Here is a 14,666-nt window from a genome sequence, read left to right as displayed (position 1 = left end):
CGGGCTTTTTTCGTTGTGGTTTTTGAATGATCCATAGATAAAAAATACGATGCACTCGTTTATCGGTTGTCCCCTCACCTTGCTCCATCTCCTCCCTAGTTTGCGGAAACCTCCTACAGTTTTCTTTCTGCATATTTGTTAGCGTTTGTGAGCTCGAATATATATCGCTCTAAATGATTGTTTTATTGTTTGATTGATATTGTTCGTCAGGTCACCAACTAGAAAGGGAAGTCAAAATGTTTGTTATGCCTCGCAAAGGGAGAAAGTGGTGGCGCAAGACGATAGTGAAGGTCAGTATTTTGTCGTTATTTTTCTATTGGTTGATAAGTGAATATTTTTACTGGGATAGGGTGTGGATGGCTGGAGAGATTAGTCATAAAGAGTTAGTGGAGTGTAGAAAGAAGCTATCTGACTCAAAGTATCTTCCTATTTTGGGTGGCGGACTACTTGATGTTTCGAAGCTGCACGGCTTTTTCTGGTCTGTAAAAATGAGTAAAGAGGGTTGTGTTGGCGATAATCTTGAGGGTTCATTTTGGTGGACCGGGACGGAACTGCGTAACACATACGATGAGGTGGGGAAAAAAATGATCAGACTGGCTGGGCCCATTTTAATGTGGCTGCCAGACTTTTTCTGAATAATTCGAATGCCAGTCCCCATAGCACCGGTTACAGGCACTTGGATTGGCCTGATGAGCTTATTATCAAACTGAAAAATTATCCGGGCTTGGAGCTCTGGCTTAAAGCGCCGCCACCGAGCGACGAGAATAGGTCCTCGGTTAGTCACTTTATAATGCGTGATTGGCGACGGCGAGATGGAACTCCACGATACATATCATGTGGTGGATTGCGCTCTTCGCGGAGCTTGGGAAGTGGGTTTAATGTAGAAGATTTAACAAAGCTTGATAGGGTTCACTTGGAGAATCTGGATTTTGGTAGTTTAAGGGCTTATTGTAATGTTGATCTCGACAGTTTCAATTTTGCCGCAGGGGATGCACGTATAAGCTTGGGCGTTGATTCGCTGCGAAGCGCGCCTAAAGCACTTAAATTTTTCAATGACTATTTGTCTCGTTCAGTAATTACAGGGAGTAAAGAATGAGTTATGTATTTAGTTTTGCCGAAAGAGAGAAAATTGTCGGAGTGGCCAGTCTTTGTGCTGGGTTGCAGCGAAATACTGATGATCTTTCATATGAGGCGAGAAGAACTATTGGAGCAAATTGTGCTCCTTTGTATGAGGTTTTATCCGATATCCTGCAGGAAAGGCTTGATGGTAGATACAAGTTCGATGATAGGGTTATCGACGGTTTTAGAAGTGCAAAGCTGTGGCTGGATGTAGCATTCGATGCCAATGGAGGGGCGGGGGCTTACTCTGCATTGATCCGTGCTTATACATTGAGGCAGGGAGAACTGAGGTTAAACGAAATATTTAGTGAGGAATTAATTCAGGAAGCGTCTAATACGGTGGCAGCGAATTTTATCAATGCATTGTTGTTCGGCTCAGTATCGGACAATTTAGCCCCGTGGACGTTGCCCTCTATTGATCAAATAGCCTCCATCGATGCGCGTGCTGTTGGTGAGGTGTTGTTTCAAGAGGGTTTAGGCAAGAATGATACCGCGGCCAGCCGAAATGCAGGGTGGTCTGGGACAATTGCTTTTAGCTTGCTAGGGGGCGAATGGCCGTATGAGACGTGGCGATTGATATCGGCAGGTGATCCAGGTTCGGAGCTGAAAGGCAATCATGATAAGGCGAAAGTCAACAGGCTTGACGACTATAAAAATATTTTGTTCGCAATGGATTCCTATAATTTTGCACTTACAGCGGTCGTAAAAAATTTCGGTTTTAATACTTTGGATTCTTTATTTTCTGTTATTCCCGAACAAATAAATGTTGCGCTCCGTAGTGGTAATGTCAATCCTCTTATTCAGTCTGTTGTCAAGAATACCCCTATTTCGCCTACGGTCGACCTGATATTAAGGCATGGAAAAAATGAGTTTCTTGACATGCTTAGGCGCATCTATCAAGGCTCCTCCGATTTTGCTCCCACTACGGACGGTACATTTGCGGCTAATGCGTATGCTTTTTTCTCTACGTTCTCAGCGGATCAATCACAAAGTATCGTCGTTAAAACTGTAGGGGAATACGGTAGCGTTTCTGCTTTGGGAGAATTTGCTTCTGAGGCGACGCCAACAGCAATGTCGTTACGCAATGCACTTAAATTTTTAAGCGAAGTAGTCATCGAGCTAGATAATTTTTCCGGGCGCGGTTTGGAGCTCTATAACCCTGAAACGGGTGTCGGTGTACTGACCGAACGGTGGCTTTCAGACCGTGCAGATATGCTGGGGCGCTTGATAGCAAGAACCAATGGTTCGTTCGGAGAAAATACCCTCCAAGCCTTTTCCTACTCCGATATCGCATCTGGTAAACAAGCTCCGATGAGTACGGGCGTTTCAAATCCCCTGATCATTTTTGGGGATGATGGTGGCCGTTCGTTCAGCGGGGTTTCTAATAAAGATCATCTTTTTGGTGGCGCTGGAGATGACAGAATCAGCGGTTTTGCCGGGAATGATTACGTCGAGGGCGGTGGTGGTAACGACGAAATAACAGGTGGTGATGGAAATGATGCCCTGCATGGCATGGAAGGTGATGACACATTAGTGGGGGGTAAAGGGAGTGACGTTCTGATTGGAGGAGTCGGCCACGATACCTATGAGTTTTTAAGTGGCGATGGAATGGATCAGATTTTCGATCTTGATGCCAATGGTCGGATACTCATAAATGGAGTTCCAATTTCTATTGCTCAGCGCGCCATGCCCCTTGGTAATACTTGGATCACTCAAGATGGAAAAACCACTTTAACGCTTAGCGATGGGATTGCTGATCAAACGCTTACTATCCAGTACGGTGAAGTAGACCAGGTTGTTGTTAAAAACTATACACCTGGGATGTTGGGTATCAATCTGTCGGGCTACACGAGTGAAAATTCATCAACGCCTGCACTAACGATTGTTGGGGATTTTCAGGCCATAGACACGGACCCAGACGTTCCCGGTGATCAATTTTCGTATGACGATTTAGGCAACGTCATAGTGGAACCTGCACTGGATATAGACAGAGCTGATGTACTACACGGTTCGCGAAATGACGATGTACTCATCGGTGGTGGCGGTTCTGATCAATTGTTCGGTAAAGGCGGGAATGACAGCCTGTTCGGAAATCAACGCTTAACAATCGAACAAGCTTTCGCGAGTGTAACTGGAGAAGGAGGTGGCGCTCGAGGCGATTGGCTGGATGGGGGGCAAGGCGATGATTTGCTATTGGGTACTAATGCAAAAGATGTGTTGTTCGGCGGCAGCGGTAGTGACACGCTGATTGGAGGTGCTGGTGACGATCGGTTAGGCGGTGATAGCGTCACGGGTTCACTGTCAGAACACTGGGATTTCAAAAGGGTTGATGTCGCTCTTGGTAGCGATGTGGTCAGTGTTCGCAGCATGTTCTCAAACGCATCCTCCATCAGTCCGGGTGAGGGAGGGAGTGACGTTCTTTATGGCCAGGGTGGTCGAGATTTTCTCAATGGCGAATGGGGGGATGATCTACTGGACGGCGGGACTGAAGATGATGTCTTGGTCGGTGAGAGGGGAAATGACACGCTGAGGGGAGGTGAGGATAACGACTTGTTATTGGGTGACAACCTTGATTGCGTTGACGGCTTGCAAAGCAAATACCATGGGAACGATTTGCTGGACGGTGGCAACGGCAATGACGATCTCGCCGGTAACGGAGGGAACGATGTGCTGTTCGGAGGTTCCGGAAACGATGAGCTAAAGGGTGATGATCCCGTATTGCAAGGTATTGATGGTGACGCAGCAGATTTTTTCGGTAATGACTTTCTAGATGGCGGAGCGGGTGACGATAAACTCTATGGGGGAGGCGCTGACGACACGCTTTACGGTGGTGCAGGCAATGACTTTCTTTCCGGCGATTACGGTGAACATCCCATTCGTTATCAGGGAAACGACTATCTCGATGGCGGTGACGGTGACGACATGCTCAGAGGCATGGGTGGCAGCGACATTCTGATTGGCGGCGAAGGGGCAGATAAACTCGATGGTGATGGTCACAACCTTGAGCCAGGTGGTGTCAATGATGATTACATTGAGGGCGGCGGGGGTAACGATACACTCTGGGGAGGGCCCGGCGCAGATACTCTTTTCGGCGGTGCTGATGATGACATTCTAGTAGGCGATTATATAGACGGTTCCGAAGAGGGACATGGCGCAGATTACTTGAATGGTGGCTCGGGAAACGACACGCTTTTGGGTGGTGCGGGTAACGACACGTTGATTGGCGGCTCAGGAATTGACCGTCTCCTTGGTGGTTCTGGTAATAACTTCTTTGATGGTGGGGCCGGAAATGATTATCTGGAAGGGCAAGGCGGCGACGATATCTTTCACTTCGGGTCAGGTGATGGCCTAGATATCATCACCGATGTAGGTGGCAAAAATATCCTCAAATTTGGTGCAGGATTTTCTGTAAGTGAGTTAAAGGTAGACCTCATCGTTAATAATACTGGTCCTGTACTGAAGTTATCTAATGGTCTGGGTGACGCAGTTCTAATCAAAGATTATCAGAAGTGGAATGAGTCATCGTTTAGTTTTCTTGATGGGGGTGTGCTGAGTTTTCAGGATATTATGAAAATACTTAATAATCCTGAATATATTTCCGAGTTGCGCTTGCCTCAAGTCTTGATCAGAGGTGTTGGAAGTGATGAGCTCGCAGAGTCGGTAAGTGATGAAGTTCGAGCGGGTCAGATAGCTGGTAGTGTTGACAACCCAATTGATGAAATTATGGCTATCAGCCTTCCGAAAGAAAATCGTTTCGACGAGATAGCTGAAGGCAAATCGTGGGGCAAGAAGTTTATAAATAAGGCGGTGGAGCGTCAGGCAGTACTTGGATTGTTATCTGGAGCTACTCTAAACAAAGGGGGGGCATGGACTAAGACTTATATTGCTGATTATCCAAATGAATACACCGAGCATACTAGAGTAAGCGCCGAGATTTTTCAGGTCAGTACTTATTCGGAAGTGCCGTCATGGATGAAGGCTGATTCTGGTAAGGCTGTCATTAGTGAGCGCTCTTCTGAATTTACCACTAGTAACGAATCAAGACGCATATTTTCGGGTGGGCATAAAAATAATTCATCTAAAGAGCCAAAATACTATCGCTTGGGCTCCATTCATAGTGGCTTCGCTATAGGTGCAGGTGATGTAGTAGTTGAGGATAAGAACGAATCAGGCGTGATTCAAGGCTGGTTTGTTTATCCGGCTAGCAGTTTCAGTGGTGATGAAACGCTATACAAAAACTTCGATTGGAGTACGACAGTTGAAACCATTCGACATCAAGTGGTTCAGGGGGATGACACCGGAGGTAGAGTTAATCTTGAAACGGGAAATATTTACCATGGAGGTGCTGGTGATGATCTAGTAGTCACCTACCTCAATCCGAGAATCAGATACGGTAACCCCGAAGATGGTTTTCCCGGGGCATTACTGTCGGGTGGTGCAGGTGATGATATTTTGCTCGGATCGAAAGGCGATGACTTTCTAATCAGTGGGGCCGGAAATGATTACCTATATGGCGAAGACGGACAGGACGCCTATATAGTCGGAGAACATCCAGGCGCGACGACAATCGTTGCCGACATGGTCAACCCTGTGTTCCAGCGCCCTGAAGTTGGATTGACCGGGTGGCGGGTTGACTTCCATGGGAGAAACGATCAGGACACGGTCATACTTCCAGAAGGTGCCTCATTGCAAACGCTACAACTAAATTGGGGAACTGCATTAATTGAGGCAGTGAATACCGCCCTGGATCCAAAGCCGAATCGCGATTCCTCATATATCGCCCCTCGCTGCCAAATGCTGTACACCACTTTGGATATTTCATGGGGAACGTTACAGACAGTTCGGATCGTAATGCCTAACTCCAGCGATCCAATCGGCTCAGGCATCGAAAGCATACAGTTTTCAGACGGGTCGACAATTACCCTGGAGGTGCTGATCATCAATCATAAGTTGGAGGCGCCGTCGGATGTCTATAATCATGGTGTTCAGATCACTAATGCGCCAGTGGTCAACTCGTTCAGAGATAATAAGTTACTTCCTCTTGTAGGTGGGCCAGGTAATGATACATTAAGTGGTAGTGGTGTAATGCGAGGTATGGAAGGAGATGATTTTATTTTAGGAGGTTCAGGTGATGATGTTCTTTGGGGAGGCCCGGGAGATGACACGTTGTCCGGAGGGGGTGGTAATGATATTTATAAGTATGATGAGTCAGGGCAAGATATAGTCATTAATTCCGGCGGTGGCAACGATGTTGTCGATTTTTCAGAGGTGGGACTAAATATTTACCACCTTAGGTTTCATCGTGATAATGACGATCTCGTAATAATGGTGAATTTTGGTATTTCGTCAAAAATAAGAATCGTCAGTCATTTTGTCGGCGGCGATTCGGCAATCAGCTTTATTAGAGTTAAGGATCAGGGAGTTTTAAAAGACTATTCCGCGAGCCAGATTGCCGAACTGCTGCATCCTCTGCCTCCTCCAGAAGATATTGGTGCCATTGCATCGCAAGGTGGTGAAGATGCTCGCATGCTGTAGCACAGATGATCAAGTTCTATGGGTTGGAAGTTTAATGCTCAAATCGCAATTCGGATATTGCGATTACCCATAGTATTGAATGCATATTAAGACTCAAGAACAATGCGCTATTGAGTGATAAAAAACCGGCTGAAAAGCCGGTTTTTTTTATGGATGAAAATCAGCTCTTAAACCCGGCATTCATGCAACGCGGCGATCCGCCTCTGCGTTACGGCTCACGCCCTTGCCGGCATCGCCGGGTTCTGCCCTTAGAGGCTGTCGATCCGGCGCCTGAATCTCCAGCGCCGCAAGCGCGACCTTGGCGTTATGAACAATACGACACAGGACGACTACGATGGCGATCGACAGCAGCGGCCAATAGATCAGCAGGGTTTTCAGGGCCATGATTTTTCCTCGAACTGCATGCATTCCTCGCGAACGTCGTCGTCTTCGCGGCATTCAATAACGAATGCCGTCAATTCATCGTAGCGCTTGTTCATGACAATGTTGTTGTCGGCCGTCAGTTACAGGCTGAACCGCTGCAAAATAACCCCGAGTCCGTCGGACATGGCTTTGAGTTCCTGGGTTGTGCGCACGATCCCGCCTTGGGCCGTTGCGTTTTCTTCGACGCTTTGCGCGACTTTTTCGACGTTGCTGGCGACCTGGTCGCTGGCGGAGCGTTGTTCTTGCAACGACAACGAAATGAAGCTGACCGCCGCAATCGATTCGTCCAGTGCGCCCTTGATCCGGCTCATGGATTGCCCGGCGCTTTCGACCAGTTTCTGGCCATGGGTCACACGCTCGCAGCCTGCGGCCATGCTGTCCTTCGCTTTGACCATGCCGTTCTGGATCGCTGCTACCAACGCTACGATCTCGGTGGTGGACTGGGCCGTGCGGGCGGCCAGGCTGCGGACTTCATCGGCAACCACGGCGAAGCCGCGACCTTGTTCACCGGCGCGTGCCGCTTCGATGGCGGCATTGAGGGCCAGCAGATTGGTCTGCTCGGCTATGCCGCGAATCACACCGACAATCAGGCTGATGTCATTCGACTGGATTGCCAGTTGATCGATGTCGGAAGAGCTTTGCGCCACCAGATCGGCAATCTGCCCCATTTCCTCGATGGACGCCTGCATGACCGCCATGCCTTCACCGGTGATATCGCCCGCTGTCTGCGCGGTGCTTTGCGCCTGTCGGGCATTGTCGGCGATGTGGTTGATGCTCACGGAAAGCTCTTCGACGGTGGCTGCCATGGATGAGGCGGTTTCGCTTTGCAGCGCAGCACTGCTCAAGCCCTGTTCCGAAGAGGCGGACAATTGCAGCGTTGCCCCTTCGATCTGTTCGGAGGCCTGGCTGATCTTGCCGATCATGTCGCTGAGGCTGTGGCGCATCGCCTGGACAGAGTGCAGGACGCCGGTTGACGGTCCTTGCCGGTCATCGTGTGCGCGAGCGAGTTTGCCCTGGGCGATGTTCGAACTGATGGTGGCCAATTCGGCGGGTTCAGCGCCGAGTTGTCGGGTGAGCAACCGGGAGAAGAACAATGAATAGGCGGCGCCCGCAATCGTCGCCAATGCCAGGATCAGCAGGCACAGTTGCAGATTGGAGCGGTAGGCGATCTGGTTCTGTTCGAACTGGAGCTTGGCTTCCACCAGTTGAACCTCGATCAACTCGGAAAACTTGTCTGACAGCGGGTCTATCAGCGGATACAACTGGTCGGTGGCGAATCGTGCCAGACCCGCTTCGTCGTTCTGGCGCAACATGCCCTGCAGACTTTGCAGCGGCGCGCGGGTGGCGTCCATCAGTGGATCGATTTGCGCGATCAGCCGCGTTTCCGCCGTAATCAGCCGCGTCGATTTATAGGCTTTCCACGTCTGTTCGATTTCCTTTTGGGCCTGCTCGATCCGGCTCAACGATTCGGCTTTGGTGAAGTTGCCGTTGCGCGCCTTGTGGGTGGCATCGACGATGTTTACTGCATACAGGTCGGCGATTTTTTTCAGGTCCCGCAGCGGTACGACTCGATCCATATACACGGTTTCCAGGCTGTGCACGGCAGATTGCATACCCAAGAGTCCAAGGCCACCGACGCACAACAGTCCCAGCAGTAAAGCACTGGTCAGCAGCAGAAGGTGAGTCCTGATTTTCCAGCTTTCCATAGTCCGGTTTTCCTGAGTCAACATAGTGAAGAGGGGGTGATCGAAGGGCAGGGCAGTGATTACATGATGCAGTGAAGGCAGATTGGCATCATGTACTGTGTCGACAAAAAAAGCCGCTGCGTTACCGGCGAGAATTTACGAATTAGCGACGTCGGACGACGTATTCCGGCGATAGGGCCAGCCTTGGCTGATCGCGGAAAAAGGACGCTGGAAAAATGAAAACGCCGCTCGATGAGCGGCGTTTGTTTGCAATGCGCTTCGGGTCAGAGCAATGGAATGCTGTAGCTGGCGATCAAGCGGTTCTGGTCCTGATTGCGCGACGCCTGACTGTGGGATTCGCCGTTGCGCCAGCCGAATCCAACCCCCTTGAGCGGACCGGATTGCAGCGCGTAGTCGAGGCTGATGTCCCGTTCCCATTCCTTCTGGTTTGAGCCGGTCGTGGTCTTGATGTTGTCGCCGCTGAGGTAGATGACTGAGGCTTTCAGGCCCGGCACGCCCAGGGCCGCGAAGTCATAGGCGTATTGGCCGAACGCGGTGCGCTCGCCGGCACGGGTGAAGGTCTGGATCAGGCGGTCGGTGTACAGGTACAGACTCGCTCCGCCCGCGCCTTTGTCCGGCAGGCCACCCTGGTTGAGTTGGGTGAAACCGCTGCCGCTGGAGACGCTTTGATAACCGGCCGTGACGGCATGGCCGCCCAAGGTGTAAGTCAGCGCGGCGCTCCAGGTCTTGTTGTCGATTTCACCATCGTTGCCTTCGGCGTAGCCGCTGATTCTGTAGCCCGTGCTGCCGTCGCTGTTTTCACCCGACGCGTCTGTCTTGAAATAGCGCAGGTCGGTTTTCAGCGATTGATTGTCGGCAATTGTCAGCGTGTGGATCAGGCCGAAGAATTGTTGGGTGTAATAGTCGTCCAGGTGCGCGTAGTAATACTGCGCGGTCAGGTCCTTGGTGACTTTCCAGTCGCCACCGGCGAAGTCAAACTGGTTGCTCTCGCGCAAGCCACCGGTGGCCGCCAGGCCGGTTTGATCGCTGGAGCCACGGCCGGTGGCGTGTTCAATCCGCCCACCGATCAAGGTCAGATCCTTGAATTCACCTGAGGTCAACTGGCCGCCCTCGAAGGTCTGCGGCAATAGCCGACCATCGTTCGATACCAGGATCGGCAACTTCGGCATCAGCGTGCCCATGCGCAGTTCGGTTTTCGAGATTTTGACTTTGCCGGTCAGGCCCAGGCGGCTCCATTCATCGACGGCGCTGTTGTCGCTGTCCGATGGAATCATGCTGCTGCCGACGTGGCGGCCCTTACCGCTGTCCAGCGTCACGCCCATCAACCCCAATGCGTCGACCCCAAAACCGACTTGACCGTCGGTATAGCCCGACTTGTAATCGAGCAGAAAGCCCTGCGCCCATTCTTCGGTTTTCGAAGGGGCGGCGGTGCCGTCGCGGTTGTCGTTGTTGAAGTAGAAGTTTTTCAGGCCCAGGGTGGCTTTGCTGTCGCTGAGGAAATCCGCCTGTGCCTGGCTGCCGAGCACGATGCCGCCCAGCGCCAGGGTTGCCCCTATGTGTTTACTGCTCATTGATGTCGCCCGTTTTTTATCATTGGAAGTTGGGTGCTCCCACAGCTCGGCAAACGCAATCGCGAAGACGCTGTGGGAGTAGCAGATCGCAGGAGTTAAATGCCCAGCACGTTGGCGCCGATGCACGGATCAATCCCGCGCTCCAGACGAAGCTGGTGGACGATGACGGTGATCTCCATCGAACCGGTGGTCACTTCGAAGTCGAGGATGTGCCCGCCGTAAGCCTGGAACGTGGCATCCCCGGCTACACCGTGCATGTGGATCGACGGCTGGTCGTTTTTCCACGCCACGGAGCCGGTGATGCTGGCCATTTCGACGTTGCTGAAGGTCTTGGCGTCGAAGTCCTTTTTATCCTTGTTCCAGAAACCGAATTTAACGTTGCCGAAACCGATGCCGCTGATCGAGGCGCTGGGGATTTTCTCGGCGATGGCCAGTTTGGTCAGCTCCTTGAAGGCGTTGTCGCCCATGCGCAGGACCATGAGATAACCGGTGGGCGTTTTGGTGTAGCGCGGGGTGGCTTCGGTTGCACATTGCATGGGCGGGGTCGTCGCAGTGGTCGGGGTTTCGGCCATGGCCGATGGGGCAATGCTTGAGCTGATCAGCACGGCGGCACTGATCGCCAGCATCAGTGTGGACAAGCGGTGTTTCGATTGACGTTGCACTTGCATGGGACTTCCTCTGTTGTTGTTTTTGTAGGGATGAAGCGTTTTTCAGGCAAAGCGATGCCCGGCGCCTGTTGGGAAACAGGCGCTGCTGTCAATGGATCAACAGTGGGCTTTGGCGGGTCGCGGGCTTACAGCGCGTCGCGACTCATGACGCCGTCCAGCAGGCGGGCGATGCCCAGCGGGTTGGCGTTTTTCAGGGCATCCGGCAGCAGGCTGTCGGGGCAGTTCTGGTAGCAAACCGGACGCAGGAATCGATCGATCGCCAGTGTCCCGACCGAGGTGCCGCGCGCATCCGAGGTGGCCGGATACGGGCCGCCGTGGACCATGGCATCGCTGACTTCGACGCCGGTTGGGTAGCCGTTGAACAGCACGCGGCCGACCTTTTGTTCCAGCAGGGCCAGGACATCGGCCAAGGAATCGATCTCGGCGTCTTCGACCAGCAAGGTCGCGGTCAACTGGCCGCGCAAACCGTGCAATGCCTGAATCAATTCGGCGTGATCCGCCACTTCGACAACGATGGTGGTCGGGCCGAAGACTTCTTCCTGCAGCAGTTCATCACCGTTGATTAGCAGGCTGACGTCGGCCTTGAACACCTGTGGCCGGGCCTGGTTGCCCTGTTGCTCGGCCCCGGCCAGATGAGTCACGCCTGGGTGGGCACTGAGGTTTTCCAGACCGTGGCAGTAGCTTTTCAGCGCGCCGCTGTTGAGCATCGTCTGCGCGGATTGCTCGGCCATCACCGCGGCAAAGCGCTCGAGAAACGCCGAGAACTCGGGTGAACGAATGCCCAGCACCAGACCCGGATTAGTGCAGAACTGGCCGGCACCCAACACCACGGAAGCCGCCAGTTCAGTGGCGATCTTGTCGCCGCGAGACTTGAGCGCTTCGGGCATCAACAACACCGGATTGATGCTGCTCATTTCAGCGAACACCGGGATTGGTTGCGGACGGGCCGCCGCCATGTCGCACAGTGCACGGCCACCGCGCAGCGAACCGGTGAAGCCGACTGCCTGAATCGCCGGATGCTTGACCAGCGCTTCGCCGACGCTGCCATAAAGCATGTTGAACACGCCTTTGGGCATGGCGGTTTTTTCCGCCGCACGCTGAATCGCACCGGCCACGTAGTCGGCAGTCGCCATGTGGCCGCTGTGAGCCTTGAACACCACCGGGCAACCGGCGGCGAAGGCTGCAGCGGTGTCGCCGCCGGCAGTAGAGAAGGCCAGCGGGAAGTTGCTGGCACCAAACACGGCGACCGGGCCGAGGCCGGTGCGGTATTGACGCAGGTCCGGGCGCGGCAACGGTTGACGGTCCGGCAAGGCACGATCGATGCGCGCACCGTAGAAATCGCCACGCCGCAACGTGCGAGCAAACAGGCGCATCTGGCCGCTGGTACGCGCCCGTTCACCTTGAATGCGCCCGGCGGGCAGGGCGGTTTCGCGGCAGACCAGGGCGATGAAGGTGTCGTTCAGCGCGTCGAGTTCAGCGGCGACGGCGTCGAGAAACTCGGCGCGACGTTCGGCCGACAGATGACGGAAAGTCGGGTAGGCCGTTGCCGCTGCTTCGGCCGCTGCGTTCACTTCTTCGACGGTGGCCGAATGAAAGCGATACGGTAGGGCTTCGCCGCTGGTGGCGTCAAAGCTTTGAAGGGTGCTGGTGCCTTGGGCAGAGCGAGTGCCTGCAACGTAGTTGTGGCCGGAAACTTCAAACATGGGAACTCCTGAAGGATGGGGTCAGTTGAGTCGGTAAAGGCGTCGGGCGTTGTCATGGAACAGCGCCAGCCGATCAGCCAGAGGACGGTCGCGGACGATAGTCTTGAAACCGTCGAGAATCTCGCTCATGCCGTTGACCACGCCGTCGACCGGGTAATTGGTGGCAAACGCGCAGCGACTGACACCGAGGATCGAAATCGCGTCGTTCACCACCACGCGGTTCGCTTCGACGGGCCATGGCTCGCCGGGAATGCAGATGCCGGAAATCTTCAGCGCGACGTTCGGCTCGCGAGCCAGTAATTCAAGGTTGTTGCGCCAACCCGCCAGACCTTGTGCCGAACGATCCGATGGCAGCGCCGTGTGGTTGACGACGATGGTCACGTCGGGAAAGTCCCTGGCCAGTTCGGCCGCTTCCGGCAGATGCCACCAGGGCGCCTGTAACTCGAAATGCAGGCCGTTTTCCGCCAGCAAGGCGTAGCCGTCCCGCCAACGGGTGTCGCGCATGGAGCCCGGTGCGGCAAAATTCTCGTGCCACGCTTCACGGCTGGTCACGCTCGGTTTGTGGCGGATGCCGCGCACCAGTGGATGCTGCGCGTATTGACGCAACAGCGCGGGGGCGTCTTCGCGGTCAAGCCAGGCCTGGGCGACCATGGCTGCCAGCGTCGGTTCGTCCTTGGCCAGCGACTCGACAAAAAACACTTCGTTGAGCGGCGTGGCCGGGTCCCATTCGCCCTCGATCAGAACGGTCTGGACAATCCGGTGATGATCGCTCAGGCGGCGATAGTCCTGAGGCAAAAAGTTGCGGCAGATCGACGAGTAATCGCCATAACGAAACGGGCGCAATGGGCGGTCGTTCAGCCACGGGTAGTAATGCGCCTTTATGTCGAAGTAGTGCTGGTGAGCGTCGACGATGGGCAAGTCCGCGTCGTCGCCGCTGGCGAGAAAACGTGCGCGCCAGTCGATGGCCTGTTGCTCATTCATGCGCGGTCTCCAGGCGATAGAAACGTTGTGCGTTACCGGCGAACACCGCTTCCTGAACGTTGCGGCCCAGCGGCGCGAGCATCGCAGCCACGCCATCGGCAATGGTGTCGTAAGAGGCACGCAACCCGGCGACCGGAAAGTTGCTGGCGAACATGCAGCGCTCGGGGCCGAAGATTTCCAGTGCGGTGAGCACCACGACGCGGTTGTCCTCAAAGCGCCACGGCGAATCCTTGAGGCCGAACTCCGACAGTTTGATATGCACGTTGGGCTGCATGGCCAGTGCTTCCAGGCCTTTGCGCCAGCGCGCCATGCCTTCGGGGCTGCGGTCCCAGGCGAAACCGCTGTGGTTCAGGGCGATCTGTATGTGCGGGAACATCGCCGCCACTTCGGCGGCTTCCACCAGGTGCCACGGCGGCACGCGCAAGTCCCACGACAGGTTGTAGCGGGCCAACAGCGAGAAACCCTCTAGCCATTTCGGGTCTTGCATCGTGCCGGGGGCGCCGGCAATCGAGACGTCCGGCGAAGCCGAGGTCAGCGGTTTTGAGCGGATGCCCCTGACCAACGGCCTCTCGGCCTGCGCTGCAAGAATCTCGGCGCTGTCTTCGCGATCGAACCAGGCGTGGGCGACGATGGCGTTGGGAAAACCGTAGCGGGCATTCACCTGTTCCAGCCAAAGCGTCTCGGCGACTTGCTCATCGCGGGCACGTTCGGCCTCGACATGCACCGTGCCGATCAACCGTTGTTTTTGCGTCAGGGTGAGGAAATGCTCGGGCAGGAAATCGCGGCGCAGCGAGTGGTAGTCACCAAGGAAAAACTCCTCGTGATATTCCTCCTGCAGCCAGGGATAGCGACCGGCGCCGAGGTCCCACAGATGATGGTGGGCGTCGACGATCGGCAGCGCATCGTCGGCGGCGAAATTCGGCAAACCGTTGCGTTCTTGCAGGGTGATCATGGCGACGT

General features: G+C 54.1%; 9 protein-coding genes. 2 read left to right on the top strand and 7 right to left on the bottom strand.

Annotated features, from left to right (window positions below; translation table 11 throughout):
- Positions 1-236 precede the first annotated feature (236 nt).
- A complete protein-coding gene (locus V6Z53_RS19590) occupies positions 237-635 on the top strand; it encodes a hypothetical protein (RefSeq protein WP_338581267.1) in 399 nt (132 codons plus the stop codon).
- A 457-nt stretch (positions 636-1,092) separates the two neighbouring features.
- The gene (locus V6Z53_RS19585) at positions 1,093-6,654 is read left to right on the top strand and encodes a calcium-binding protein (RefSeq protein WP_338581266.1); all 5,562 of its coding nucleotides are present in this window, start codon (positions 1,093-1,095) and stop codon (positions 6,652-6,654) included.
- 180 nt (positions 6,655-6,834) lie between these two features.
- Here V6Z53_RS19585 and V6Z53_RS19580 read toward each other — a convergent pair whose 3' ends face one another.
- From V6Z53_RS19580 to V6Z53_RS19550, 7 genes are all read right to left on the bottom strand, one after another.
- Positions 6,835-7,038, bottom strand: coding sequence for a hypothetical protein (locus V6Z53_RS19580; RefSeq protein WP_338581265.1), 204 nt, complete (start codon positions 7,036-7,038; stop codon positions 6,835-6,837).
- Positions 7,039-7,157: 119 nt separating this feature from the next.
- A complete protein-coding gene (locus V6Z53_RS19575; RefSeq protein ID WP_338581264.1) occupies positions 7,158-8,783 on the bottom strand; it encodes a methyl-accepting chemotaxis protein in 1,626 nt (541 codons plus the stop codon).
- A gap of 263 nt (positions 8,784-9,046) precedes the next feature.
- Entirely contained in the window at positions 9,047-10,354 is a 1,308-nt protein-coding gene (locus tag V6Z53_RS19570; protein WP_338581263.1) for an OprD family porin, read from the bottom strand.
- A gap of 95 nt (positions 10,355-10,449) precedes the next feature.
- Positions 10,450-11,022 carry a PPC domain-containing DNA-binding protein gene (locus V6Z53_RS19565; protein ID WP_338581262.1) on the bottom strand — a complete coding sequence of 191 codons (573 nt, stop codon included), beginning with the start codon at positions 11,020-11,022 and terminating at the stop codon, positions 10,450-10,452.
- A gap of 125 nt (positions 11,023-11,147) precedes the next feature.
- Entirely contained in the window at positions 11,148-12,725 is a 1,578-nt protein-coding gene (locus tag V6Z53_RS19560; protein ID WP_338581261.1) for an aldehyde dehydrogenase (NADP(+)), read from the bottom strand.
- Between the two features lie 21 nt (positions 12,726-12,746).
- On the bottom strand, positions 12,747-13,706 hold the full coding sequence (locus V6Z53_RS19555; RefSeq protein ID WP_338581260.1) for an amidohydrolase family protein: 960 nt from the start codon (positions 13,704-13,706) through the stop codon (positions 12,747-12,749).
- The gene (locus V6Z53_RS19550) at positions 13,699-14,658 is read right to left on the bottom strand and encodes an amidohydrolase family protein (RefSeq protein WP_338581259.1); all 960 of its coding nucleotides are present in this window, start codon (positions 14,656-14,658) and stop codon (positions 13,699-13,701) included. Before V6Z53_RS19550 ends, V6Z53_RS19555 begins: the two co-directional genes overlap by 8 nt.
- Positions 14,659-14,666 lie beyond the last annotated feature (8 nt).

The sequence above is a fragment of the Pseudomonas sp. MAG733B genome, from assembly GCF_036884845.1.
Lineage (GTDB): Bacteria > Pseudomonadota > Gammaproteobacteria > Pseudomonadales > Pseudomonadaceae > Aquipseudomonas.
Note: the sequence above shows the minus strand (reverse complement) of the source record. Positions and strands in the feature narration are given on the sequence as shown.

Excerpts from the sequence above, each read along its gene's own strand:
- V6Z53_RS19580 (WP_338581265.1), bottom strand. The coding sequence starts at position 7,038 with ATGGCCCTGAAAACCCTGCTGATCTATTGGCCGCTGCTGTCGATCGCC.
- V6Z53_RS19560 (WP_338581261.1), bottom strand. The coding sequence starts at position 12,725 with ATGTTTGAAGTTTCCGGCCACAACTACGTTGCAGGCACTCGCTCTGCC.
- V6Z53_RS19555 (WP_338581260.1), bottom strand. The coding sequence starts at position 13,706 with ATGAATGAGCAACAGGCCATCGACTGGCGCGCACGTTTTCTCGCCAGC.
- V6Z53_RS19550 (WP_338581259.1), bottom strand. The coding sequence starts at position 14,658 with ATGATCACCCTGCAAGAACGCAACGGTTTGCCGAATTTCGCCGCCGAC.
- V6Z53_RS19590 (WP_338581267.1), top strand. The coding sequence starts at position 237 with ATGTTTGTTATGCCTCGCAAAGGGAGAAAGTGGTGGCGCAAGACGATA.
- V6Z53_RS19565 (WP_338581262.1), bottom strand. The coding sequence starts at position 11,022 with ATGCAAGTGCAACGTCAATCGAAACACCGCTTGTCCACACTGATGCTG.
- V6Z53_RS19585 (WP_338581266.1), top strand. The coding sequence starts at position 1,093 with ATGAGTTATGTATTTAGTTTTGCCGAAAGAGAGAAAATTGTCGGAGTG.
- V6Z53_RS19570 (WP_338581263.1), bottom strand. The coding sequence starts at position 10,354 with ATGAGCAGTAAACACATAGGGGCAACCCTGGCGCTGGGCGGCATCGTG.
- V6Z53_RS19575 (WP_338581264.1), bottom strand. The coding sequence starts at position 8,783 with ATGGAAAGCTGGAAAATCAGGACTCACCTTCTGCTGCTGACCAGTGCT.